Genomic DNA, 22,728 nt, shown 5'->3' with positions numbered 1-22,728 from the left:
GCTCGGGGAGTTGTCTCATGGGCGATGAGTTTCGTCAGGGGCGTCGGAGGGGTGTGGGGTTGGTGTTTCTGGGTGCGCCCGGGCCGGTGACGAATTTGAAGGGTTCGCACTGGGTCCGGAGGAGGTGTTCCGACAGGGGGCGGTTGGTGGGGCAGGTGGCTTTGTAGAGGCCGTTTTCAGTGAGGACGCTGATGTATAGGCGATCGTTTCCGGTGCGGTCTCTGTTGTGGGCACGGTCGGAGGCGGTGGTCAGGGAGACGCCGGTGGCGCGGCTTGGGGGATAGCCGGGGATGTTCGAGAGGTCGTACCACTGGTTGCGGCTGCGGGTGAGTTCTTCTCGAATCCAGGCTGTGCCCTGTGTATCGACTTCTGCCCAGTAGATGCTGCTCCCGCTGACGGCTGAGGTGATGCTGACCGTCGGCCCAGCGGGTCCGGTTGCGCCGTCTGCTCCGGTGGCTCCGGTGGCTCCGGTGGCTCCAGTGGCTCCAGTGGCTCCGGTGGCGCCGTCTGCGCCGGTGGGTCCCGCGGGTCCGGTGGATCCGGTTGCGCCGTCTGCGCCGGTGAGTCCGGTGGCACCGGCTGCGCCGGTGGGTCCCGCGGGTCCGGTGGATCCGGTTGCGCCGTCTGCGCCGGTGAGTCCGGTGGCACCGGTTGCGCCGGTGGGTCCGGTTGTGCCGGTGGCTCCGGTGGCTCCGGTGGCACCGTCTGCGCCGGTGGGTCCGGTGGTGCCGTCTGCGCCGGTGGGTCCAGTTGCGCCGGTGGGTCCGGTTGCGCCGGTTGTGCCGGTGGGTCCAGTTGCTCCGGTGGCTCCGGTTGCGCCGTCTGCGCCGGTGGGTCCGGTGGTGCCGTCTGCGCCGGTGGCGCCGGTGGTGCCGTCTGCGCCGGTGGGTCCGGTGGCGCCGGTGGTGCCGTCTGCGCCGGTGGGTCCGGTGGCGCCGGTGGTGCCGTCTGCGCCGGTGGGTCCGGTGGCGCCGGTGGCGCCGGTGGCACCGTCTGCGCCGGTGGGTCCGGTTGCGCCGGTGGGTCCAGTTGCTCCGGTGGCTCCGGTGGCTCCGGTGGCGCCGGTGGTGCCGTCTGCGCCGGTGGGTCCGGTTGCGCCGGTGGCACCGTCTGCGCCGGTGGGTCCGGTGGTGCCGTCTGCGCCGGTGGGTCCAGTTGCGCCGGTGGCACCGTCTGCGCCGGTGGGTCCGGTGGCGCCGTCTGTTCCGGTGGGTCCGGTGGGTCCGGTGGCGCCGTCTGTTCCGGTGGGTCCGGTGGCGCCGTCTGTGCCTGTTGCGCCGGTGGGTCCAGTGGGTCCGGTGGGTCCGTCTGCTCCGGTGGCGCCGTCTGCGCCGGTGGGTCCGTCTGCTCCGGTGGCGCCGTCTGCGCCGGTGGGTCCGGTGGCGCCGGTTGCGCCGTCTGTTCCGGTGGCTCCGGTGGGTCCTGTCGCTCCGGTCGCTCCGGTCGGCCCGGTCGGCCCGGTCGGCCCGGTCGGTCCGGTCGGTCCGGTGAGGTCGTAGGTGAAGCTTAGGGTTGGGGTGGCGGTGGTGTCAGTTGTCGCGACTGCCCCGCTTACCACCGACGTGGCGTAAGCCGAGGATCCGGCTCCGCCGCCGCCGCCGGAGGAGCCGCCGCCGCCGAAGAAGCCTCCACCGCCGCCGCCCCCAAAACTGTTGGTGGCGGCTGCGCCGCCCACGCCGGCGGTGCCATTCTGGCCGGTCCCCGCGTCACCCGTCCCTCCGCCGCCACCGGTGCTGCCGCCTCCGCCACCGCCAGGGAAGAGATCGTCATCCTCGCCGCCTCCTCCTCCGCCTGCGGTGGTGGTGGAGGCATCGCCGCCGTCGCCGCCTCCTCCCGTCCCGCCCGCGCCGCCGCTGCTGGTGGTGCCGTTGCCGCCTGAGCCGGTGTTCCCGCCGCCGCCTCCGCCGCCGATACCGAAGCCGCCGCCGTTGCCACCGCCGAAGGTGCTGCCGCTGCTGCCGTTGCCGCCGTTGCCGTTGCCGTTGCCTGCGTCATCGAGGTAGCTGCCGCCGCCGCCTGAGGCGACGATGAGGCGGGGCTCGCTGCCGGTGCCGTAGAGGCTGGTGCAGGGGCTTCCGGCTGTCGTGGCGCAGGTCTGGATGGTGGTGGCGCCGCCGCCTCCACCACCACCGTTGTCGCCGTTGCCGCCGCCGTTGTACCCGCCGCCGATACCGGGACTGGTGGCATTTGTGCCGTTGCCGCCGATCTCGACGAAGAGGGTTTGCGCGGGGGAGGTGGTGAGGCTGGTGGCCGTGACGGTGCCGCCGAACCCGACTACTGTGCCGAGGCTGCTGCCGGGGCCGCCGGCAGCGCCGACTGCGTTGATGTTGGTGAGTTGGATGACGCCGATGGGGGTGGTGAATGTGAATTCGCCGCCGGTGTTGCCGGACACGGTGTAGGAACAGGTGACCGTGCCCCCGCTTTGGGTGGCGGTGATGCCTGTGGTGTCGCTGGTGGCGGTGTTGGTTCCGCAGTACGGGTCCGCTGCGTGCGCGGGGGTGGCGAGGAAGGGGTTCAGTGACGAGAGGGTGACCGCTCCGGTGGCGAGGGTGAGCGTAATGGAGGAGGCGAGGCGGCGGGCCCGGCGTGCGCTGCGTGTCGGGGAGGGCGTCGGCATCGGGTCGGCTGCGGGGAAGTGTGCCGTCGCATACGCCATGGGGGGTCCTCTTCTCGTGTTCCTCGGGAGGCGGCCGGGCATGACAGGCAGTTTTCAGCTTGGCGGGGGGCGGGGTTCACTCGGTGGTGGCACGTGGACGCGGGCCCCCTGACGGGGCATCGGATTGACCCGATTGGGGGCTCTTTGTCTGACGAGCCGCGTTCTTCTGTCAGTTGATGAGGACGTCAGCTGGTGCTCTAGCTGGTGGGTGTCTGACTCAAGATCAGTACCGCGCTGGACACCGTTGGTGCTCACTCCATCGCCGCTCAGCCATGCTCGGGTGGCGGCAGTCGCCGTCTGAGCCGTTCGGTCCGTCAAGGGCGGCGGACTACCGCCGGTCTTGACGAGTGGACGAAGGCCAGGGATGGGCCCAGCACTTACGCCTGGTTCTGGATGGAGATCGTGGGGTTACGGACGCAGGTATTCCGCGAGGGGGACTGAGCCGAAGACCACCACGGCAACGCGTGGGCCGACGTCGGCGGGAACCAGCTCGCCAAGCAGTGGATCAGCGACGATGCAGCCGGTTTTGCCCAGCTCCCCGCCCTACTGATCGAGCACGGTGATGATAAGGACGCTCCGATCCCCGTGGCGATCGAGGTCTCGCGCGGACTGCTCGTGGCGTCTGTGCGAGGACTGGCCGGCCAGGCCCACAACAAGCTGCGGTCACAGCCTCTTCTGCCCGGGCTTCCTCGCAGCGTTCGCCGACGGACTGTGCTCCAGGGAGGCCTGACCATCCTGGCAGCGGCTCCTACGCTGACCACGGTCGCGAGGATGACGCGCCGACAGCTGCAGCCCCTGCTCAAGCAGGCCGGCCGGCTTCGCGGTGTCGAGGCAGAGGCCGAACGGCTCCACGAGCAGGACACTGGCTGGGAGCTGTCCGGCCGATCAGTGATGGAGCGTGTCTGGCTGCTGCTTGAGGCGCCTGTGACGACGGGTTGAATTCGCTTGCCGGGTGCCTGATGCTGCACGACCATCGTTGGATGAGTACGGATGAGGGTCGGAAGCTGATGAGCAATTGTCAAACCTTGTGGGTGGGCAGTGCCTGGTGGAGAGGTGGCTACCGCTCGGCGATGAGGGTCGGCAGCTCGCGCATGTCATGGAAGACGGTGGTGTTGGGGCCTTCGAGGCGTTCGGCCGGGGTCAGTCCGCCGGCGTAGCCGAAGGCTCGCATGCCGGCGGCGCGGGCAGCATGGACGCCGGGTTGGCTGTCCTCGACTACCACGCAGGCTGCGGGATCGACGCCCATCTTCTGGGCGGCGTAGAGGAACAGGTCGGGGGCGGGCTTGCCCCGAGAGACTTCGGTGGCACTGAAGATGCGTCCTGCGAAGCGTTCGTAGAGCCCGGTGCGGCCCAGGGTGTGCCGCATCTTGTCGTGGGAGCCGCTGGACGCGACGCAGGTCGGCAAACTCAGCGCGTTGAGTGCTTCCGGCAGGCCGTCTACCGGGGCAAGCCCTGCGTCCACGGCCTCGCGGTGGAGCCGCTCGAAACTCTCCGACCAGATCGCGGCCGTGTCCGAGCCGAGCTGAGCAGAAACCTGCTCGTGGATGGTCGCGTGCGAGCGCCCGATGAACCGGTCCACGACCTCGTCCTCGGTCAGCGGCCACCCAAGTTCGGCTCCGAGGGCGACTTGGACGCGTGCGGCGATGCGCTCGCTGTCGACCAGCACTCCGTCGCAGTCGAATATGACGAGTTCAATGGCCTTGATCATCCCCGCAGCATAGGCTCTGCTGTTCACGCTGCGGCGACCTCCTCGCGCTCGACCAGGACGCCGTTTCTGAACTGGGCGCCGGACCGGTCCAGAGCCACGAGGGAGGCTTCGCAGGTGGATCCAGTCGCTCTGGACCCCGAAGTCCCACTTTCATCGCCTACGTTGACCTCACAGGCAGCCAGGAGCACCGGCTTCCCCTTGGACTCCCCAGCACTCGGGAGCGTCTTGGACGTCGTCGAAGAAGCGACGCGCGAGCGCGGGCGACGTCAGGACGTCCTTCTCGCCCTGGAAGACGAAGAACGGGATCTCGAAGTCGGTGCCGTCCGGCCAGTCGTCGAACCCGGACGTGCCCAGGGTGATCTGCTCCGAGAAGGTCATGCCCTTGACGAACAGCCCCAGCTCCCGTAGCGAGTGCTGCGGCGAGAACCACATGGACCCCATGACGACCCTTTTCATCGTGTCCAGGGTCAGCGGGTCGCTGGTGGCCAGCAGCTTGGCCTGCATCGCGCGCTCGCGGGCGGTCCAGCGGCGCTCATCGGGGTCGAGCGCCTCGACTGCGGCCAGTTCCTTGCGCTTCCCGGTCGTCCGCAGCCGGGCAAGCAGGGCCTGGTGTACGGAGTCGTCGCGGCCGGCGTCGTGGATGTTCTGGTCGGTGCCGATGTACGCGGCGTAGCGCTCGGGGAACTCGCGGGCGAGCCGAAGGCCGAAGGCGCTGCCGAAGGAGTGGCCGAGCAGGACGACCTTGTCGACGCGCAGGCGGGTGCGTATGTGGTCGGTGACCTCGATCGCGTCCGCGTAGATCCGGCCGAAGGTCATCTCGCCCTGTCCGTCGGCGTCGCTGCGGCCGAAGGTCTTGAGGGAGCCGCGCATGTCCCAGCGGACGATCGTGAAGTGCTTCTCCCAGGATCTGGTGCGCGGCCCGAAGATCGCGGTCGAGGCTCCGGGGCCGCCGCCCCGCACTCAGCGATCGCGGAGGGCGCCTTCGCGCCGCAGGGCGGAGACCCGCTGGACTTCGGCCTGGAACGGATCCTGGACGGGGTGGCGACTCTGATCCCCAAGCAAGCTGGTCCGTAGCTGCCAGTCAGGCATTCACCAACCAAGTGATCGCCACATCGGGGCCGGGCGGTGATGCGTGGATGGTGGGCGAGCGAGGAGACCGCACGGCGCGAGCCGTCCACTTGGGGGGCGGGGGAGTGGGGCATGATGCTCGGCGTGCGTGTCTCCCTCACCGACGAGGAGATCGGCAACGTTCTGGCCGCCTGCTCCGACGAGCGACAACCCTTCCCGCTGAACGCACCTGCTCGGCTGCGGCCAGATCAGCCCGGCGCCCCAAGAGGGCGCGAGTGGCTGCCCAGCCAGGCCTACTCGTCCCGGGCGATCCGCCGGCATCTGCGGCGCCGCGGAATCCGGGCGGTGCTCCGGCAACCGGCGGACCAAGCCGCGAACCGCAAGCGACCGGGTAACCGCGGTGGCCGCCCACCGGCCTTCGACGGAGGCCCACCGGCAGCGGAACACCGTCGAGCGGTGCATCACCAAGCTCAAACAGTCGCGCGGCCCGGCCACTCGCTACGAAACTCCATTTCGCCGCCATCTTCATCTGGTCGGCAAGGTGATCCGAAAGAATGGGCCGGGGCGGCATCCTGCATGCTCAGCCGCGGCGCGCGGCCTGCGTGCCGCGCTGTACGGCGGGGCTGTGCGTACCGTGGAACCGTTCCGGTACGCGGCGATGGGTGACAGTGGTGTCTGCCTCCAGTCATACGGTCTTCGGTGCGCCATGCTGGGTCAGCCTCATGACCCGAGACCTGCGCGCCGCGGAGGACTTCTACGGCGCGGTGTTGGGCTGGCAGTTCCGGCCCACCCGCCTCGGAGAGGAGTTCTCGGTCGCGCTCTCCGACGGCGCCCCGGTCGCAGGGATCGGAGCGCTGGCCGGCAGCCTGTCCGCGCCGATCGCCTGGACGCCGTACTTCGCTGTGGACGACGCAGATCTCGCCGCGGCGCGCATCCGCGAGCGCAGCGCCACGCTCGCGGTGGGCCCGCTGCGCTTCGGCACCGGACGGGCGGCGCTCGCCGCCGACCGGGACGGGGCGGTCTTCGGTATCTGGGAGGGTGAGGCCATCCCCGACTGGACCGCCGGCCGGCACAAGGTGCCAGTCCGGCTCGAACTGCGGACCCGAGACGCCCTCGACGCGGCCATCTTCTATGCCGAGGTCCTCGGCTGGGCCGATGAACGGCCACACTCCTGCCAGGTGGCCTACGAAGACGACCGGGTTGTGCTGCGCCACGGCTGGCGCGCCATCGCCGGGATCATCGGCGGCGCTGTGGAGGCCGTCCCGGACCCGCAGATCCGTCCCCGCTGGCATGTGTACTTCGACGTGGACGACGTCGACGCCGCCGCACAGGCCGCAAGCAGTATGGGAGGCAGCGTCGTCACGCCACCACAGGCGACCGACACGGAGACCTGGGCCGCGCTGCAGGATCCGGACGGGGGACTGTTCACGGTCACGGCCACGCGCATGTGACACCGGCCCGGCCCAGGGCGGGGCCGCTCCCCGGTGTGCTTGGCCCATCCTTCCCTCGACGCACAGGCGTGCGTCCTGCCATCTGCGGTCGGGACGGACGCAGGCGAGGCTCCGGCCCGTCCCGACCGCACGGCGGCCAGCCCCGACTGCGTGGTGCATGACAGGGTTCGCCGAACGGACGCCATGTTCCGGCCTTCGGGCACACACGTCCTGCCGAAGGTGGAGGACTGTGACTGTGTCCTGCCACCGCGCAGAGCGTCCAGGACCTCGACCGGCCACGCACCCGGTTCGGCGGCCAGGCCAGCGGACCGGCTGTCGGCTTCCGGCCGGCTCCATGACCCGCGTCCGCAGGACCTGTGGAGGGTGGTTCCCGGGGTGGCGAAGAAGAGGAATAGGATCAAGACGACAGCGACGAAGAGGCTGGCGAGGTTGGGTGCCTCAGCGGGGCAGGGCCAGCTGATTTGCCAGCAGATGCCGGAAGGCGTGCTGGCTCCTGCTGGGGTGGGGCTCGGGTTCACGGGCCGGAGCAGGCCGCCGCAGTGACCTTGCTGTTGGAGGCGGCTGCGGACGATCTGGAGGCCGGCCGTCTTGAAGCCCTTGCGGCGGGGGCCACCAGCCTGACCATCGAACCACCGAACTCACCCTGAAAACCTCAGTAGCCAGCAGAACTGGAACCTGAGAGGTGGGGAAGGTCAAGATGTCACCCGAATACACAGCGGGCCCCCGCCGCCCTCGTCCGCGGTGTCATCGCTGCTGTCGTCCGATGCGCTGGCCTCCACTGCTCGGTGAGGGCCGCAGGGGACGTGCCCTGGGAGCCGACACCTTTGCATCCGGCTTCGAGGCTGCCGGGCTCGACGCCGGAGCTGTCGTCCCGCCCGCTTCCGGCAACGACATGATCACTTTTTTCGTCCCACGCGATCTCGTTCGAGCTGATCTGAACCCCGCCCTGCGTCGACGCCTGGGCCTGGTCATCTGTTGCTGGAGTGTGCTCGGCTGATCGTCTGCGTACGCCCGGATTCCTCGATCGCCCCCAGTGAGTGGTCCACGCTGCGGCCACGGCGGCGGCAGACCGGAGTGGCAGACCGCTCGACATCTGCCACTCCGGGGCCGATGGTGTTGGTCAGACGTGGTACTGGCCGACGGTGATGAAGTACCGCAGTTCCTCCGGAGTACCGCTGAGAGCCTTGTTGGCTGCGGCGCGCAGGGCGTTGCTGATGCCGGGGCGGGCCAGGATCCGGGCGACAGCGACGCGGTCGTCCTCGGCCTGGGCGAGCCGGAAACCGGTCTTCAAGAACGCGGCCCGGTCGGCCGGGGTGCCGTCGAGGGCCTTGCCGGCCTCGCGCTTGACGGCCTTGCCGGACGCGGGATCGGCCAGGATGCGGAAGATGGCGACGGTGTTGTCCTCATCCTGGGCCTTGGCGTAGCCGGTCTCCAGGAACGCGGCCCGGTCGGCCGGGGTGCCGTCGAGGGCCTTGCCGGCCTCGCGCTTGACGGCCTTGCCGGACGCGGGATCGGCCAGGATGCGGAAGATGGCGACAGCGTTGTCGTCGTCGGAGTTGACCACCGTGGACGCCGGCGTGGCAGCCGGGGTTGCGGCAAAGGATGGGGTGGCAAGCAGCAGGGCCGGAGCAAGCGCGGTGGCAGCCAGGACGAGCGCCGCGCGGGTCGTGTTCATGAGTCCCCCTCGTGGAAACCGATCAGCGATCGACTCCTTTGATGAATAAATCGTCATGATCGTATGCCAGTTGATCGTTGGTGGTCGAGAACTTTCGACGGGGGCCCATAGCCAACAGGCAGCGCAGTTTGAGTAGGCCGCAGGAAGGTGGTCCGGCTGCGAACGTCTATGAAGGTGTTGATCCCGTTGTCACGCCGGATGTAGATGCCCCCTGGTGGAGCGGCGCGCGATCTGGCGGGAGACTCGCGTGCCGAGGACCCATCGCGGGCCCGGCTTCCTCTGGGCGCTGGCCCGTCCCCAGGAGGTGAGCGTCCTTGACCGCCGCCTCGGCCACCTCCTGGAGGCCGGCCTCGATCGTCGTTGTGACGACCGCGGGACGTCCCTTGGTGAAGGTTTTCAGCGTCTTGACGCCCCTGCCGTCGGCGTCGACCACGGCCACGCCGGTACCGGGGCGAAGGGGTTCTGCTGATCGCCTTCATCGCCGCTGCAAGCCCTGTTGCCGAATCTGGCGAGGCGGGCCGGCGAGCCAAGGCCCTGGCGGAACTGCGGCGCCAAGAAGGTGTCGCCCTCTTCGCAGCCCTGCCACCTCTGCTGACCTCGCCCTGGCAACTGCGCATAGAGCAGCTGTGCTTGATGTCGACGGGCCTGACCTCGGCCTCAGCGGTGCGCTGGGCACGCCTGACCGACACGGGTTACGGGCGTTGTGAGTAGGCCGATCTCCGCCGTAAGTTCACCCGCGTGTGGGCCACTCGGCCTCCGTACAGGGACCTGAAGCCCCTCCTGCCCCAAGTACCTGACCTCGAAACTGAAATCGTGACTTTGAAGGAGGCCGAGATGCCCCGCACCATCACCGCAGGCTTGGACGGATCCCCGGAGAGCCTGACTGCCGCTGACTGGGCAGCCAGGGAAGCCCTGCTCCGGGACCTCCCGCTGCACTTGGTCCATGCCTTAGGGCGGCAGCAGCCCTACGCGCCCCTGGGTGGGGCATCCCAGCCGTCCCTGAGTCCGGACGAGCGGATTCGCCGGGCGGACCACATGCTTCGCAAGGCCGAAGCGACGATCGCGCGGCGCCACCCGAGCCTGCGGATCACCACCGACCGTCTTACCGAAGAACCCGTCACGGCTTTGCTTGGTGCGGCTCAGGCAGCCGACCTATTGGTGCTGGGCTCTCGAGGCCTGGGCGGTATAGCCGGATTCCTGGTCGGTTCCGTCGCCCAGCCGGTCGTGGCGGGCAGTCGGCGGCCTGTCGTCCTCGTGCGGGGTGGCCTGCGTTCCGAGGACGAACACCAGCTTGGCGCCGTTGGGCCCGGAGCCATGGCGTTCCGGGACGTCGTCTTGGGCCTCAACTGCGCGGCTCCGAACGACACCGTGATCGGATTCGCCTTCGAAGCAGCCTTGCAGCGTGCCACGAGGTTGCGTGTCGTCCACGGTCGGAGCCCGGAACTGCCCTACTACGACAACGGCGGCGACCTCAACGCCGAACTGCACGACGAACTCACCGGGGAGATGCACCGTGCCCTGTCCGAGGCGCTGGAGCCCTGGCGGGACAAGTTTCCGGGCGTCGACGTGACAGAGCAGGCCGTGATCGGCAAGGCCGGTTCGCACCTCGTGGAAGCCTCGCGCGACGCGTCCCTCGTCGTGATCGGTCGCCGCCTGCGCCGGACGCCGATCGGCACGGTGATCGGGCCGGTTGCCCACGCGGTGGTGCACCATGCCACCGCACCGGTCGCGGTGGTCCCCCACGATTGACAGGTTGCCGGGCGAGCCAGAGCCCGTATCCCACTGAAGGCGGCGTGAGAACCCTCCAGTCCTCACGCCGCCTTCAGTCGCAATCGAACACCGCGATCAGGCGGGATCGTGCTCCTCGTCCGCAGTGAGCCGGACCCCGCTGATCAGGTCGGGACGGATGCGTACCGCATAGTCCATGGTCTGGTTCACCCAGGGGGTGAGCAGTGCCTTGTAGCGGGCCAGCTCATGCGAGTCGGTCACCAGTCGGGCGTAGCCGGTGACCACGACGCTCCAGCCGAGGTGCGTGTCGGGGTCTATGGAGTCGGCCTCATATGCCACCACGACTCCTTGGCCGTCGGCCTGCCCGGCGCGTGCGGTCAGAGCTGCGCCCTCGTAGGTGCGGATGACGATGTCGCCGTTGTCAAGGACGTGGTTGACCGGGCGGACGGTCGGCAGTGCCTGGCGGGTGAAGACGATCCTGCCGAAGGAGACGCTGCCCAGCAGCCGCAGGGCTTCGGCGCTGTCCAGCTCTATGCTCCGGCGCGGCCCGGTCGGGACAGTCTGCGTGGTGTCAGGGGTCATGGGGTGGCTTCCGTGCGGTTTCGTTGCTCACTGCTGTGTGTCTTCGGTCGGCGTGACCAGGCAGCTACGTGGTCTGTCACCGTGGCGACGGGCGGTGCGCCGGTAGGGCATGTGCGACGTCCCTTCGAGGCCTGCGCGGCTGCCTGTCCGCGGCGCCCCAGGTCGGGCGGCCGCGGGCAGGCTCGATCAGGTCATTGGAACGGCCTGAGGGTTCTTCACGCCAGGGCCGTTCGGCCCTTGTCCGTTTCCGCCCGCCGAGGTTCGTCGCCGTAGTAGGCCATGCGCATGATCTCCTGCATGTCGTCGAGCATCGGCATGCGTGGGTTGGCGGGCGCGCACTGGTCTTCGTACGCGTTCAAGGCCTGTCGGGGCAGGGCGTCGAGGAAGGCGCGCTCGTCGACACCGAGGGCCTGGAACGACGGCTCGATGCCCACGGCATTGCGTAGCCGCTCCACCGCGCGGGCCAGCGACTCCACCCCCTCCAGCGCGGTGGAGGCGGGCAGGCCGAGGGCGCGGGCGATGTCCTGGAAGCGTTCGGGAGCGCGGTAGCTCTCGTACTTGGGCCAGCCCGTGAGCTTCGCCGGAACAGTCCCGTTGTAGCGGATGACGTGCGGCAGCAGGACCGCGTTGGTGCGGCCGTGGGCGATGTGGAAGGTGGCGCCCAGGGTGTGCGACATGGCGTGGACGATGCCGAGGAAGGCGTTGCCGAAGGCCATGCCCGCGATGGTGCCGGCGTTGTGCATCCTCTCCCGCGCGTCGGGTCGGCTCATGCGGTCGTTCACCGCCGCTTCGATGTTGTCGAAGATTAGGCGGATTGCATGCAGGGCCAGGCCGTCGGTGAAGTCGTTGGCGTAGACGGACACGTACGCCTCGATGGCGTGAGTGAGGGCGTCGAAGCCGCTGTCGGCCGCCAGCGCCGGGGGCAGGTCCGCAGTGAGTAGCGGGTCGACGATGGCCACGCTTGGGGTGAGTGCGTAGTCGGCGAGCGGGTACTTCTTGCCGCTCGCGGGGTCGGAGATGACCGCGAAGGGGGTGACCTCCGCGCCGGTGCCGGACGTGGTGGGTACGCACACGAGGCGGGCCCGGGTGCCGAGGACCGGGAAGCGGAAGGCGCGCTTGCGGATGTCGGAGAACTTCTGCCGCATGTCGGCGAAGTCGATGTCCGGGTGCTCGTACAGCAGCCACATCACCTTCGCGGCGTCCATAGAGGAGCCGCCGCCGAGCGCGATGATGGTGTCCGGGCGGAAGTCCCGCATGAGCTGGGCGCCGTGCTGCACGGCGTCGATGCTCGGCTCGGGCTCGACGTTGTCGATGATCTGGACGGTGACCGGTTCGTGACGGCGTTGCAGCACGCGACTGACGCGGTCGACGAAGCCGAGGCGGGTCATGGTGGCGTCGGTGACGACCGTGACGCGGTGGACGTCCGGCATGGAGGACAAGTAGCGCAGGGACTGCGGCTCGAAGTAGATCTTCGGCGGCACCTTGAACCACTGCAGGTTGTTGCGGCGCGCGCTGACCCGCTTGATGTTCAGCAACTGGACGGCGGAGACATTGTTGGACACGGACGTGTGCCCCCACGAGCCGCAGCCCAGGGTAAGCGACGGCAGTAGGCTGTTGTAGATGCCGCCGATGGCGCCCTGCGACGACGGGGCGTTGACGATGATCCGTACGGTCTTCATGCGCCGGCCGTACGCCTCCGCCAGCGCCGGGTCCTCGGTGTGGATGACCGCGGTGTGCCCCTGGCCGTGGAAGGCGACCATGTCGGCGGCGAGGTCGAAGCCCTGCTGTTCGGAGTCGGCGCGCAGCACGGCGAGCACCGGGCAGAGCTTCTCGCGGGTCAGCGGCTCGTCCGGGCCCACCCGGTCGGCCTCGACCAGAATCAGCGAGGTGTCGGTCGGGACGGTGAAGCCGGCCTGTTCTGCGATCCATGCCGGATTCTGACCGACGGCTTCGGCGTTGACCTTGGGCTCGCAGCCCGCGTTGGTGCAGTCGGTCGGGAACAGGAAGGCTTCCAGCTTCGCCTTCTCCTCGGCGGTCGCGAGGTGAGCGTGCAGGGTGTGGAATTCGGCCAGTGCGGCGTCGTAGATCTCGTCGTCCAGGATGACGGCCTGCTCGGAGGCGCAGATCATGCCGTTGTCGAACGACTTGGACAGCACTAGGTCGTTGACCGCCCGGCACAGCTTCGCGCTCCTGTGCACGTAGGCTGGCACGTTGCCCGCGCCGACGCCCAGTGCGGGCTTGCCCGCAGAGTAAGCGGCCCGGACCATGGCGTTGCCGCCGGTGGCGAGGATCAGCGAGACGCCGGGGTGGCGCATCAGAATGCCGGTCGCCTCCACCGATGGAGTCTCGATCCACTGCACGCAGTGCTGCGGCGCACCGGCGGCGACGGCCGCGTACCGCACGATCCGGGCCGCCTCCGTACTGCACCGCTGGGCCGAGGGGTGGAAGGCGAACACGATCGGATTGCGTGTCTTCAACGCCATCAGGGCCTTGAAGACGGTGGTGGAGGTCGGGTTGGTGACCGGCGTGATTGCGCAGACCACGCCGACCGGCTCGGCCACCTCGATCATGTCCTCGATGTCGTCACGGGCGATGACGCCGACGGTCTTCATCGGGCCCATGCTGTGCGTGACGTGCTCGCACGCGAACATGTTCTTGGCCGCCTTGTCCTCGAAGACACCGCGCCCTGTCTCCTCCACGGCGAGGCGGGCCAGCGCGGTGTGCTGGTCCAGGGCGGCGACCGAGGCCTTCTTGACGATGTGGTCGACCTGCTCCTGGGTGAGGGCGTCGTAGTCGGCGAGCGCCTTGAGTCCGTTCGTGACCAGTTGGTCCACGGCGATGGCGATGTCGGACGGCGCGTCGGCAGCCGCTGTTGCCTGGATTCCGGCCTGATGACGGGTCATTGGGGACGCCTCCGTTGACGAGAGCCGCCGGCGTTGGCCGACAGTGTGCGGACCGGAGCGGCACCGCGGGGGATTCGGTGCCGCTCACGCCTCCACTCTCGTCCCGCCTGATCCCGACTCCCAGGTGCCGATGGTCCCTTCCGGGGGCTGACCGGCACTGGTCCGGCGAGGCCTGGCGATCCGTCCGGGCAGCCCCCGCGCCCAGCGCAGGAACCACACCTACGCGAAGGAGGGCGACCGCGCCGCAGAGCAGGCTCACGAAGGGCTCTACTCCCGGCCGCTGTCGGTGGCGCCGCCGCGCCACGGAGGCGGAGTGGCCGACCTGCGAGCCTCCTCCTTGCGGTGCAGGACACGGTTCATCTGGCTGCGCAGCCGGTCCTGCAGCCGGTCCGCCAGTTCGTGTCCCGTGGCTTCCTGGGCATGAGCGACCACGAGGGTGTTCCCCACGACGAGCTCGGCCCCGGCGGACCAGGGCCGCTCGGCGTGGTGCGCCACCGCCCTGGCGATCCTCACCGCACCGCTCACGCTCGGCACCCCGGGCCGGCCGAGGACCGCGTCGACCTTCTCCCGGAGGTATGTGACGGCCTCCTCGTCCACATCGCCCTCCACGCGCACCTCCACGGCGGCCGGGCTGGTGACCTGGGTGCTGGTGTCCTTGGCAGTCATGTGCTCCGCTCCTTCTGATCGTTTCGCAGCGACTTCAGACTTCTGCGGGCACCGGTCCTGGCCCAGGGCTGTCGGGCCCCAGCAGTTGGGCCATTGGACCTTCACTCTTAGTGGCGAGTTCGTTCTGCGAATGTCAGGTTCATCACAGTTGGCCGTTTCGCACCCTGGTGGCAGCGATGTCTCACGGCCGAGGGGCATTATGTGCGGAAAACAGGGCCGACCGGCCCTGGTCCTTCGGCCCCGTGCGAGAAAGGATTCTCGACACTGAGGGCCGATTCCGTCCACGAGCGGACATCGGTACGCAACGCGGAACCAGGGAGCACTTTGATGGCGGACAGTGAGCAGCCCGGCGCCGGCAACCCGATCCGGGTCTTCCTGATGGACGACCACGAGGTGGTACGGCGCGGGGTGCGCGACCTGCTGAACGACGAGCCGGACATCGAGGTGATCGGTGAGGCCGGCACGGCGGAGCAGGCACTGGTGCGGGTACCCGCGTTGCGCCCGCAGGTGGCAGTACTGGACGTCCGTCTCCCCGACGGCGACGGCGTGACCGTGTGCCGGGAACTGCGCTCACGCATGCCCGAGCTTGCCTGCCTCATGCTGACCTCCTTCGACGACGAGGAGGCACTGCTCGACTCGATCATGGCGGGCGCCTCCGGTTACGTCCTGAAACAGATCCAGGGCTCGGACCTGGTGTCCGCCGTACGCACGGTGGCCGCCGGCCAGTCCCTGCTGGACGCCAGTGCGACCACCAGGCTGATGGCCCGGCTGCGGGGCGGCCAGCAGGAGGAGCAGCAGCCCGACGGACTGCAAGGTCTGACCGAGCGGGAGCGCGAGATCCTGGCTCTGATCGGTGAGGGGCTGACCAACCGCCAGATCGGCCAGCGGTTGTACCTGGCCGAGAAGACGGTGAAGAACCACATCTCCCGTCTGCTGGCCAAGCTCGGCGTCGAGCGCCGTATCCAGGCCGCCGTCATCGCCACCCAGGTCCAGGACCGTCAGCGGCAGGAAGGGCACTGAAATCCCGGAGTCGGCGCGGACCAGAATGAATCGCCGGGCAACGTGCTCAGCGCCCGGCTTGTCGCCTCCTCCACCACCGGGGACCACTCCGTCCCTGGCCGGTGACACGGACACGGTGGGCGCCGGTGGTGGAGGGTCAGTACGGCCCGGCGAGGATCCCGCTGTTCTGCCAGAAGTTGCCGGTCAGGCCCGCGACAGGTCTTCGCCGCCGTTCGCGGGGGCGGCCGTTGGCTCCGCAGGGCTTTGCGAGCGCGTCAGCTCGAACTCCACGTCGACGACGCCCTCGACGGCCCGGACCAGGCGCGCGGCCATGGGGACCAGGGATGTGTCCCGGGCATGGCCGGTGAGCGTCACGACACCGTTCCGTACCTCCACCCGCACAGCTGACCCCCAACACGGGACTCGCGCGGAAGCCCTCGCGGCTCATGGGGTGTGCGGGACCCATCTCGAGCGAGCCGTAAGGACATGGCACCGCCGACCGGTCGACACCCGTGCCGCGGGTCCGGCCGTAGCTCCTGCCCTCGATGGTCCAGTTCGCAACGGTGCTGACGATGGGGCTGACCGGGCCATGCCGTGGACCGAACGACCCATGTCCTGTGACCAGGAGCACCGGGAAACGGACGAGTTGGGCTGCCCAGGCCCACGGCAGCGGGACCATCGGGGTCGCGCATGGGCCGTGTGGCCGCTGATCGTGCCCCAAGACCGAGGCGGCTGACCGGTTCGTCGAGCACACCGGCGGCCTGGCCGCGATCGGCGCGCTGGACGCGGCGTACGAGATCGTCCACGCCAGGTCGGGCACGCTGATCCGGACCTCACGGTCGGGTGACAGAGAGGATGGCCGATCCCGCTCCGTGTCGCGTCCAGGACGGTTCCTATCGCTCGCCATTCCACTTGCGGTAGGCGGCCACCGCGGTGGGCAGCGTGGGGAAGATGAGGTCCGTGCCCACGGAGTCCGCCAGGCCGTACGCCTTCAAGTCGCCCAGCAGGTCCTGCTTGACCCGGGCCAGGGCGAACACGATGCTCCGGTTGGCCAGTTCGCGGCGCAGCTCGTCCACCGCGTCGAGTGCCGTGATGTCGACCTCGACGTTCGCCTCGGTGTTCAGGACGAACCATTGGACGGGCACGGTCTGTCGGTCGACGGTGGCCAGGGCGCGGCGTCGGAAGTCCTCCGCGTTGGCGAAGAACAGCGGAGAGTCGTAGCGGTAGACCAGCAGGCCCGGGATCGTGCGGGCCTGCGGATAGTCATCGATGTCGTGCATGCCCGCCAACCCGGGCACCAGCCCCTCGACCGCGTCGTGCGGTCGCGCCACCCGCGTCAGGAGTTCGGCCACCGACAGGCCGACCGCCACGATCACCCCGTACAGGATGTCGAGTGCGAGCACGCCGGCCAGGCAGCCGAGGGCGAGGAGTAGTTCGCGGCGACGGAACGACGCCAGTCGGCGAAACCCGGCCAGGTCGATCATGCGGACGGCCGCGTACACGACGAGCGCCCCCAGCACCGCCGAAGGCGTCCGGCTCAGCAGGGGGCTCAGGAACCGCAGAACGGCGAGGACCACCGCTCCGGCCACGAGCGAGTAGCCCTGACTGCGGGCTCCCGTCGAGGCGGCAAGCGCGGTGCGACTGGCGCTGCTGCTGACCGGAAAGCCGTGCAGGGCACCCGCACCGAGGTTGGCCGCGCCGAGCGCCAGGAACTCCTGGTTGGCGTCCAGGCCGGGTTCGTCGTCGGTGCGCCCGGTGAAGGCGCGCGCGGTGAGGATGAAGTCGGTGTATGCAACGATCAGGACGCCCAGCGCGGGCAGTACGAGGTGTGGAAGCTCGCCCAGGGCCGGCAGCGCGAGCGAGGGCAGCCCCGACGGCACCTCGCCGATCACCTTGATGCCGTACTGGTGGTCGAGGCCGAAGACGGTGACGACTGCCGTGCCGAGGACCACCGCGAACAGCGGTCCCGGCAGCGCCGGCACATACCGCTTCGCCGTGAACAGGAACACCAGCGCGACTGCCGAGAAGAGGACCGTCTTCGCATCGACGCCCGACAGGTGCCTGGCGAAGGACCACAGTTGGGCGAAGAACTCGGGACCGGTGGTCCGTATGCCGGTGAGCCTGGGCAGCTGGTCCACCATCATGATCAAGGCCACCCCTGTCAGATAGCCGAGCAACACCGGGCGGGAGAGCAGGTCCGCAAGGAAGCCGAGTCGCACCACCCGCGCGACCAGGCACAGCAGGCCGACCGTAACCGCGAGGGCCGCGGCCAACGATGCGTAGCGCCCCACGTCCCCGCCGGCGAGCGGGCCCACCACGGTGGCCGTCATCAGAGCGGTCGTCGACTCGGGCCCCACCGACAACAGCCGGGAGGACCCGAACAACGCATACAGCGCGAGGGCGGGCAGGATCGCCCACAGCCCGGCGACCGGTGGCAGCCCGGCAACCCCTGCGTACGCCATCACCTGTGGCACGAGGTACGCCGCCACCGTCACGCCGGCCAGCAGGTCGCCTCTCAGCCACGAGCGCCGGTAACCGAGCAGGGCGTCGAGGCCGGGTACCAGCCGACGCCACCACGAGGACCGTCTGCCCGCGTCCTCAGCCATATGCCGCCCCTCTCTGCCTGGGCCCAGCATCCATGGCTGGGCGATCTACCGCGACACTCGCCGGTGTTCAACCTGCCCGGTTCGCCACCTCCAGCCCAACAGGCCCGACATGCGGGGACGTTCAGCCCATCGGATGGAGACCTTCGGCATCCGGCGTGGTGTCAGGCATCGGACGAGAGTGAGACACGTCAAGGAGAAGACGATTCACACATCCCCGAAGGGATCACCATCATGGCCGTGCACGAAGACCCTCACCGGAGCCCGGGCTTCCACCTGTCGGCCGCCTTCCGCCGGCACAGGTCCGGCTCCAAGTCCGCTGTGTCGGCACGTCTGGGCGCGCACACCGCGCAGGCTTGCGCACTCGCATCCCTGCGCATCCTGACCGGGTTCGTCTTCCTCTGGGCGTTCCTGGACAAGACGTTCGGCCTGGGTTACGCGACCGCCTCCGGCAAGGGCTGGATCGACGGCGGATCGCCGACCAAGGGCTTCCTCAACTCCGTCGCCGCCGGGCCGATGGAGTCGACGTTTCACTCGTGGGCCGGCGACACGTGGGCAGACTGGCTGTTCATGCTGGGTCTGCTCGGCATCGGCCTAGCTGTGACGGCCGGTGCGGCGCTGTGGCCGGCCGCGGTGGTTGGGACGGCGATGATGGTGCTGATGTGGATGGCCGAGTGGCCGCCGGCCAGACACCTGTCGGACGGCTCGCCGAGCATGTCGACGAATCCGTTCGCCGACTACCACGTGATCTACGCTGTCGCGCTGATCACCGTGGCGGCAGCGGGCGCGGGCACCACCTGGGGCCTGGGCCGGCTGTGGGCGCGGCTGCCGATCGTGGGCGACCGCACCTGGCTGCGCTGACCCGCACGCGGTGGGACGGACCTCGTCCCGGGCCCGTCCCGCCGACCCGCTCCCGGGGCCCATGGCCCCCGCTGAAGGACCAGCGGCCCCTGTCCCGAACAACCCCCCGACACGACGCTGGAATCGGGCCCCCTCGGGTCCCGATTCAGGAGGTGGAGAACATGTCCCGCACCATCACGGTGGGTCTCGACGGCTCGCCCGAGAGCCGCGCCGCCGCGGAATGGGCGGCCCGCGAGGCGCAGATGCGCGGACTGCCGGTGAAGCTCGTCCACGCCTGGGAGCCGATCCCCGAGCACCTGGCCGAAGCCACGCATCGCGGCGCCGAGACTCTCCAGCACTGGACGGAGCGGATTCCCCGCGAGGCCGCCGAGGGACTGCGGCTGCGCCACCCTGGCGTCGAGGTGACCACGGAGCAGCTCACCGGAATCCCCGCCGAGGCCCTGGCCCGGGCGGCGCAGGACGCCGAACTGCTCGTCCTCGGCTCACGCCGCCTGGGCGGCATCGGCGGCTTCCTGGTCGGCTCGGTCGGCCTCGCGGTCGTGGCGCACACCGAACGGCCCGTCGTCCTGGTCCACGCCGGCGAGCAGGCCGGGGACGAGCGCGAGATGGACCGCGCGGGCATCCCGTCCGCGGCCACGGGGTTTCGTCCCGTTGTCCTCGGGCTGGACGTCGCCGGCCCCGACGAGGCGCTGCTCGGGTTCGCCTTCGAGGCCGCAGCTCGCCGCTCGGTTCCGCTGCGGGTCGTGCACGGCTGGAACCCGCCGCCCTACTACGCCTACGGCATGGCCCTGGAGCCCGCGGTCGAGCGGGAGATGGCGAAGGGCGACGCCACCATCCTGAGCGAGGTGCTGCGTCCCTGGCGGCAGAAGTACCCCGACGTCGAGGTCGTCCAGCAGTCGCAGTACGGCAGCCCCTCGCTCCTCCTGATCGACGCCTCCCACGAGGCCTCCCTGGTCGTCGTCGGCCGCCGCATCCGCCGTTCCTCCGTCGGCGCCCACATCGGCACCGTCGCCCACGCCGTCCTGCACCACTCCACCGCCCCCGTCGCCGTCGTCGCCCACGACTGAGAGACCACCGACGCACCCCTCCAGAGGAGAGAACAGGTCATGAAGGCAGCGGTCGTACGAGCCTTTGGTGAGCCCCTGGTCATCGAGGAGCGACCCGACCCCGAACCCGGCCCCGGCCAGGTCCGCATCCGCGTCGAGGCCTGCGGACTGTGCCACACCGACATCCACGCCGCCCACGGCGACTGGCCCGTCAAGCCCACCCCACCCTTCGTCCCCGGCCACGAAGGTGTCGGCGTCGTCGAGAATCTCGGCGAGGGCGTCACCCACCTGGCCGTCGGGCAGCGCGTCGCGGTCCCTTGGCTCGGCAAGGCGTGCGGACGGTGCGAGCACTGCCTGTCCGGCTGGGAGACGCTGTGCGAGCAGCAGATCAACACCGGGTACGGCTGCGACGGCGGCTATGCCGAGAAGATGCTCGCCTGGGCCGACTTCGCCCAGCCCGTGCCCGACGGCGTCACCTCGTTCGACGCCGCCCCACTGACCTGCGCCGGCGTCACCACGTACAAGGCCCTCAAGGTCGCCGACGTCCGGCCCACCCAGCTCGTCGCGATCTCCGGTGTCGGCGGCCTCGGCCACCTCGCCCTGCAGTACGCCAAGATCGCCGGGGCCACCGTCGCGGCCATCGACGTCACCGACGACAAGCTCGAACTCGCCGCGCAACTTGGAGCCGACCTCGTCATCGACGCCCGCGAGCAGGACGTCGGCAAGGAGCTGAAGAAGCACGGCGGCGCCCACGCCGCGATCGCCCTCGCCGTGAACCCGGCCGCGTTCGAGGCCGTCAACTCCGGTCTGCGGCGCGGCGGAAAGCTCGTCATGGTGGCCCTGCCCGCTCACGGCACACTCCAGGTCCCGATCTTCGACACCGTCCTCAACGGCACCTCGCTGATCGGCTCGATCGTGGGCACGCGGCAGGACCTCGCCGAGGTCTTCCAGCTCCACGCGGCCGGCCGCACCAAGGTCATCCACGAGACCCGCCCGCTCGCCTCCGTCAACGAGTCCATCGACGCGGTGCTGCGTGGCGAGATCAAGGCCCGGATCGTCTTCGATCTGGACGCGGGAAGGTGAGCCGGATGGAACTCGCCCTGGTCGTCGGCGTCGATGGTTCCGAGCCGAGCCTGTGCGCCGTCGACTGGGCGGCCGACGAGGCCGCCCTGCGCGGGCTGCGGCTGCGACTGGTGTACGCCTCGCTGTGGGAACGGTACGAAGGCACCGTTCTCGCAAAGGACCTCGGCAAGCCCTCCGAACAGGTGAGGGCCGATAACATCGTGGAGGCCGCCATGCGCCGTGCGCACGGCCGTCAGGCGGATGTGAAGATCAGTGTCGAAGTGCTGCCCGAGGAACCCGAGTACGCGCTGGTCCGCGAGAGCCGCACCGCTGCTGCCGTGGTCCTGGGTTCACGCGGCCGCAGCAGCCTGGCCGAGGCGCTCCTCGGCTCCGTCAGCGTCACGGTGGCCGGCCACGCGCACTGCCCCGTGATCGTGCTGCGTGGCAGCCACGACAACCGGGCCGCATCTGGCAGGCACGGCCGCATCGTCGTGGGCGTCGGCGAGAAGCCGGTGGACGCGGCTGCGATGCGCTTCGCCGCCGAGGAGGCACGGCGCCGAGGCGTGCCGCTGGAAGCCGTACGGGCCTGGCGCTGCCCCGCGCACGAGACGACCGACCACCCCCTGCTGGCGGGTGAACCGGCCCGACTGCATGAAGAGTGGGCCGCGGAGATGCTGGAAGCGGCCCTGCGGGACGTCCCGGCTGACGTGGAGGTGCATCGGCGTACCGTCGAGGGCCACGCCCGCCAGGTCCTGCTCGACGCCTCGGCCGACGCCGACCTGCTCGTCGTCGGGGCCCGGCGCCGCGAGGGCCACTACGGCCTCCAACTCGGCCGCGTCGCCCACGCGGTGCTGCACCACGCCACCTGTCCCGTCGCCGTCGTACCGCAGCGGGCATGAGCGAGATGACCGGTTTACAGGCCGGCCGCGTGATTGGGGACGTAGGTCTGCAGATCGCACGGCGGACGCTCGTACCCGGTCGACGCCGGCCGGTCCGGCAGCTCCAGCACCGGCGGCGGCACCTAGTGATACGGCACGGAGTCCAGCAGGTGAGCGATCATGTTCAGCCGCGCCCGGCGCTTGTCGCGCTCTCCACGATGTACCAGGGCGCCTCGCTGATGTCGGTGTGGATCAGCATCTCATCCTTGGCCCCCGAGCAGGCCTCCCAAGGGGTGATCGACTCCAGGTCCGTCGGCGACAGCTTCCAGCGCCGCAGCGGAACCTCCAGCCCGCGCCGGAACCGTTCCTGCTGCTCGGTGTCGCTCACCCAGAACCACTACTTGAGCAGCAGGCTGCCGTCCTCCACCAGCATCCGCTCGAAGATCGGGCACTGCCGCAGGAACAGCTGATGCTCCTCCCCGGTACAGAAACCCATCACGTACTCGACCCCGGACCGGTTGTACCAAAACCGGTCGAACAGCAGGATCTCCCCGCCGGCCGGCAGATGCTCGACGTACCGCCGGAAGTACCACTGAGCCCGCTCGCGCTCGGTCGGCTTCGGCAGCGCCGCGATCCGCGCCACCCGCGGGTCGAGGTGCTCGGCCACCCGCTTGATCGTGCCGCCCTTTGCCCGCCGCGTCCCGCCCCTCGAAGATCACGACCAGCCGCGCGCCCTCCGCCCGCACCCACTCCTGCAGCTTGACCAACTCGGTCTGCAGGGGAAGCAGTTCCTGCTCATACCCCTCGCGCGGCAGCTTCGCCGCCTTCATACCGGCCATGCC

The 22,728-nt window shown here is 69.7% G+C and carries 16 protein-coding genes and 4 pseudogenes; 10 read left to right on the top strand and 10 right to left on the bottom strand.

All coding sequences use genetic code 11. The annotated features are described in order from the left end of the window. Window positions 1-34 precede the first annotated feature (34 nt). A complete protein-coding gene (locus tag ACIPK3_RS21830; protein ID WP_402571980.1) occupies window positions 35-2,656 on the bottom strand; it encodes a hypothetical protein in 2,622 nt (873 codons plus the stop codon). A 771-nt stretch (window positions 2,657-3,427) separates the two neighbouring features. Between ACIPK3_RS21830 and ACIPK3_RS21825 the strand changes: the two genes are divergently transcribed. After that, complete coding sequence (locus tag ACIPK3_RS21825) at window positions 3,428-3,595, top strand: hypothetical protein (RefSeq protein ID WP_402571978.1); 168 nt, start codon at window positions 3,428-3,430, stop codon at window positions 3,593-3,595. A 118-nt stretch (window positions 3,596-3,713) separates the two neighbouring features. On the opposite strand, the gene ACIPK3_RS21820 is transcribed toward ACIPK3_RS21825, so the two are convergent. Together ACIPK3_RS21820 and ACIPK3_RS21815 are read right to left on the bottom strand one after the other, a co-directional pair. Continuing rightward, complete coding sequence (locus ACIPK3_RS21820) at window positions 3,714-4,364, bottom strand: HAD family hydrolase (RefSeq protein ID WP_402572311.1); 651 nt, start codon at window positions 4,362-4,364, stop codon at window positions 3,714-3,716. Between the two features lie 168 nt (window positions 4,365-4,532). Next, window positions 4,533-5,324 carry an alpha/beta fold hydrolase gene (locus tag ACIPK3_RS21815; RefSeq protein WP_402571976.1) on the bottom strand — a complete coding sequence of 264 codons (792 nt, stop codon included), beginning with the start codon at window positions 5,322-5,324 and terminating at the stop codon, window positions 4,533-4,535. Between the two features lie 339 nt (window positions 5,325-5,663). Here ACIPK3_RS21815 and ACIPK3_RS21810 point away from each other — a divergent pair. Next, a pseudogene (locus ACIPK3_RS21810) lies at window positions 5,664-5,977 on the top strand (IS5/IS1182 family transposase); the annotation flags it as partial. Between the two features lie 177 nt (window positions 5,978-6,154). Continuing rightward, window positions 6,155-6,883, top strand: a complete 729-nt coding sequence (locus ACIPK3_RS21805) for a VOC family protein (protein ID WP_402571975.1) — start codon at window positions 6,155-6,157, stop codon at window positions 6,881-6,883. Window positions 6,884-8,003: 1,120 nt separating this feature from the next. Here the strand turns inward: ACIPK3_RS21805 and ACIPK3_RS21800 are convergent. Next, entirely contained in the window at window positions 8,004-8,558 is a 555-nt protein-coding gene (locus tag ACIPK3_RS21800) for an ALF repeat-containing protein (RefSeq protein WP_402571973.1), read from the bottom strand. 834 nt (window positions 8,559-9,392) lie between these two features. Between ACIPK3_RS21800 and ACIPK3_RS21795 the strand changes: the two genes are divergently transcribed. After that, a complete protein-coding gene (locus tag ACIPK3_RS21795) occupies window positions 9,393-10,307 on the top strand; it encodes a universal stress protein (protein WP_402571972.1) in 915 nt (304 codons plus the stop codon). A gap of 96 nt (window positions 10,308-10,403) precedes the next feature. Here ACIPK3_RS21795 and ACIPK3_RS21790 read toward each other — a convergent pair whose 3' ends face one another. The 3 genes from ACIPK3_RS21790 to ACIPK3_RS21780 form a co-directional block, all read right to left on the bottom strand. After that, window positions 10,404-10,868, bottom strand: coding sequence for a pyridoxamine 5'-phosphate oxidase family protein (locus ACIPK3_RS21790; protein ID WP_402571970.1), 465 nt, complete (start codon window positions 10,866-10,868; stop codon window positions 10,404-10,406). A gap of 215 nt (window positions 10,869-11,083) precedes the next feature. Continuing rightward, window positions 11,084-13,771, bottom strand: coding sequence for a bifunctional acetaldehyde-CoA/alcohol dehydrogenase (adhE, locus tag ACIPK3_RS21785; RefSeq protein ID WP_402571969.1), 2,688 nt, complete (start codon window positions 13,769-13,771; stop codon window positions 11,084-11,086). Window positions 13,772-14,038: 267 nt separating this feature from the next. Further along, the gene (locus ACIPK3_RS21780; protein WP_402571967.1) at window positions 14,039-14,437 is read right to left on the bottom strand and encodes a hypothetical protein; all 399 of its coding nucleotides are present in this window, start codon (window positions 14,435-14,437) and stop codon (window positions 14,039-14,041) included. A gap of 327 nt (window positions 14,438-14,764) precedes the next feature. Here ACIPK3_RS21780 and ACIPK3_RS21775 point away from each other — a divergent pair, with 327 nt between their 5' ends. Beyond that, complete coding sequence (locus ACIPK3_RS21775) at window positions 14,765-15,457, top strand: response regulator (protein WP_402571965.1); 693 nt, start codon at window positions 14,765-14,767, stop codon at window positions 15,455-15,457. A 183-nt stretch (window positions 15,458-15,640) separates the two neighbouring features. Here the strand turns inward: ACIPK3_RS21775 and ACIPK3_RS21770 are convergent. Further along, a pseudogene (locus tag ACIPK3_RS21770) lies at window positions 15,641-15,844 on the bottom strand (BON domain-containing protein); the annotation flags it as partial. A gap of 308 nt (window positions 15,845-16,152) precedes the next feature. On the opposite strand from ACIPK3_RS21770, the pseudogene ACIPK3_RS21765 reads away from it, so the two are divergent. Next, a pseudogene (locus ACIPK3_RS21765) lies at window positions 16,153-16,266 on the top strand (carbamate kinase); the annotation flags it as partial. A 63-nt stretch (window positions 16,267-16,329) separates the two neighbouring features. Here the strand turns inward: ACIPK3_RS21765 and ACIPK3_RS21760 are convergent. Then, complete coding sequence (locus ACIPK3_RS21760; RefSeq protein WP_402571964.1) at window positions 16,330-18,042, bottom strand: SulP family inorganic anion transporter; 1,713 nt, start codon at window positions 18,040-18,042, stop codon at window positions 16,330-16,332. Window positions 18,043-18,273: 231 nt separating this feature from the next. Between ACIPK3_RS21760 and ACIPK3_RS21755 the strand changes: the two genes are divergently transcribed. The 4 genes from ACIPK3_RS21755 to ACIPK3_RS21740 all read left to right on the top strand — a co-directional run bounded on the left by ACIPK3_RS21755 (window position 18,274) and on the right by ACIPK3_RS21740 (window position 21,907). Next, entirely contained in the window at window positions 18,274-18,900 is a 627-nt protein-coding gene (locus ACIPK3_RS21755; RefSeq protein WP_402571962.1) for a hypothetical protein, read from the top strand. 161 nt (window positions 18,901-19,061) lie between these two features. Then, the gene (locus ACIPK3_RS21750) at window positions 19,062-19,967 is read left to right on the top strand and encodes a universal stress protein (protein ID WP_402571960.1); all 906 of its coding nucleotides are present in this window, start codon (window positions 19,062-19,064) and stop codon (window positions 19,965-19,967) included. 39 nt (window positions 19,968-20,006) lie between these two features. Then, window positions 20,007-21,029 (top strand): alcohol dehydrogenase AdhP, encoded by a 1,023-nt coding sequence (gene adhP, locus ACIPK3_RS21745; protein ID WP_402571959.1) that lies wholly within the window; start codon window positions 20,007-20,009, stop codon window positions 21,027-21,029. 5 nt (window positions 21,030-21,034) lie between these two features. Next, entirely contained in the window at window positions 21,035-21,907 is an 873-nt protein-coding gene (locus tag ACIPK3_RS21740; RefSeq protein WP_402571958.1) for a universal stress protein, read from the top strand. Between the two features lie 14 nt (window positions 21,908-21,921). Here the strand turns inward: ACIPK3_RS21740 and ppk2 are convergent. Next, window positions 21,922-22,725 (bottom strand): annotated as a pseudogene (gene ppk2 / locus ACIPK3_RS21735) (polyphosphate kinase 2). Between the last annotated feature and the right edge of the window lie 3 nt (window positions 22,726-22,728).

Origin of the sequence: Streptomyces sp. NPDC086787 (assembly GCF_044745865.1) — a bacterium.
Taxonomy (GTDB): Bacteria; Actinomycetota; Actinomycetes; order Streptomycetales; family Streptomycetaceae; genus Streptomyces.
Note: the sequence above shows the minus strand (reverse complement) of the source record. Positions and strands in the feature narration are given on the sequence as shown.

Excerpts from the sequence above, each read along its gene's own strand:
- ACIPK3_RS21755 (WP_402571962.1), top strand. The coding sequence starts at position 18,274 with ATGGCCGTGCACGAAGACCCTCACCGGAGCCCGGGCTTCCACCTGTCG.
- ACIPK3_RS21740 (WP_402571958.1), top strand. The coding sequence starts at position 21,035 with ATGGAACTCGCCCTGGTCGTCGGCGTCGATGGTTCCGAGCCGAGCCTG.
- ACIPK3_RS21790 (WP_402571970.1), bottom strand. The coding sequence starts at position 10,868 with ATGACCCCTGACACCACGCAGACTGTCCCGACCGGGCCGCGCCGGAGC.
- ACIPK3_RS21825 (WP_402571978.1), top strand. The coding sequence starts at position 3,428 with ATGACGCGCCGACAGCTGCAGCCCCTGCTCAAGCAGGCCGGCCGGCTT.
- adhE (WP_402571969.1), bottom strand. The coding sequence starts at position 13,771 with ATGACCCGTCATCAGGCCGGAATCCAGGCAACAGCGGCTGCCGACGCG.
- ACIPK3_RS21750 (WP_402571960.1), top strand. The coding sequence starts at position 19,062 with ATGTCCCGCACCATCACGGTGGGTCTCGACGGCTCGCCCGAGAGCCGC.
- ACIPK3_RS21830 (WP_402571980.1), bottom strand. The coding sequence starts at position 2,656 with ATGGCGTATGCGACGGCACACTTCCCCGCAGCCGACCCGATGCCGACG.
- ACIPK3_RS21805 (WP_402571975.1), top strand. The coding sequence starts at position 6,155 with ATGACCCGAGACCTGCGCGCCGCGGAGGACTTCTACGGCGCGGTGTTG.
- ACIPK3_RS21760 (WP_402571964.1), bottom strand. The coding sequence starts at position 18,042 with ATGGCTGAGGACGCGGGCAGACGGTCCTCGTGGTGGCGTCGGCTGGTA.
- ACIPK3_RS21780 (WP_402571967.1), bottom strand. The coding sequence starts at position 14,437 with ATGACTGCCAAGGACACCAGCACCCAGGTCACCAGCCCGGCCGCCGTG.
- ACIPK3_RS21820 (WP_402572311.1), bottom strand. The coding sequence starts at position 4,364 with ATGATCAAGGCCATTGAACTCGTCATATTCGACTGCGACGGAGTGCTG.
- ACIPK3_RS21775 (WP_402571965.1), top strand. The coding sequence starts at position 14,765 with ATGGCGGACAGTGAGCAGCCCGGCGCCGGCAACCCGATCCGGGTCTTC.
- ACIPK3_RS21795 (WP_402571972.1), top strand. The coding sequence starts at position 9,393 with ATGCCCCGCACCATCACCGCAGGCTTGGACGGATCCCCGGAGAGCCTG.
- ACIPK3_RS21800 (WP_402571973.1), bottom strand. The coding sequence starts at position 8,558 with ATGAACACGACCCGCGCGGCGCTCGTCCTGGCTGCCACCGCGCTTGCT.
- adhP (WP_402571959.1), top strand. The coding sequence starts at position 20,007 with ATGAAGGCAGCGGTCGTACGAGCCTTTGGTGAGCCCCTGGTCATCGAG.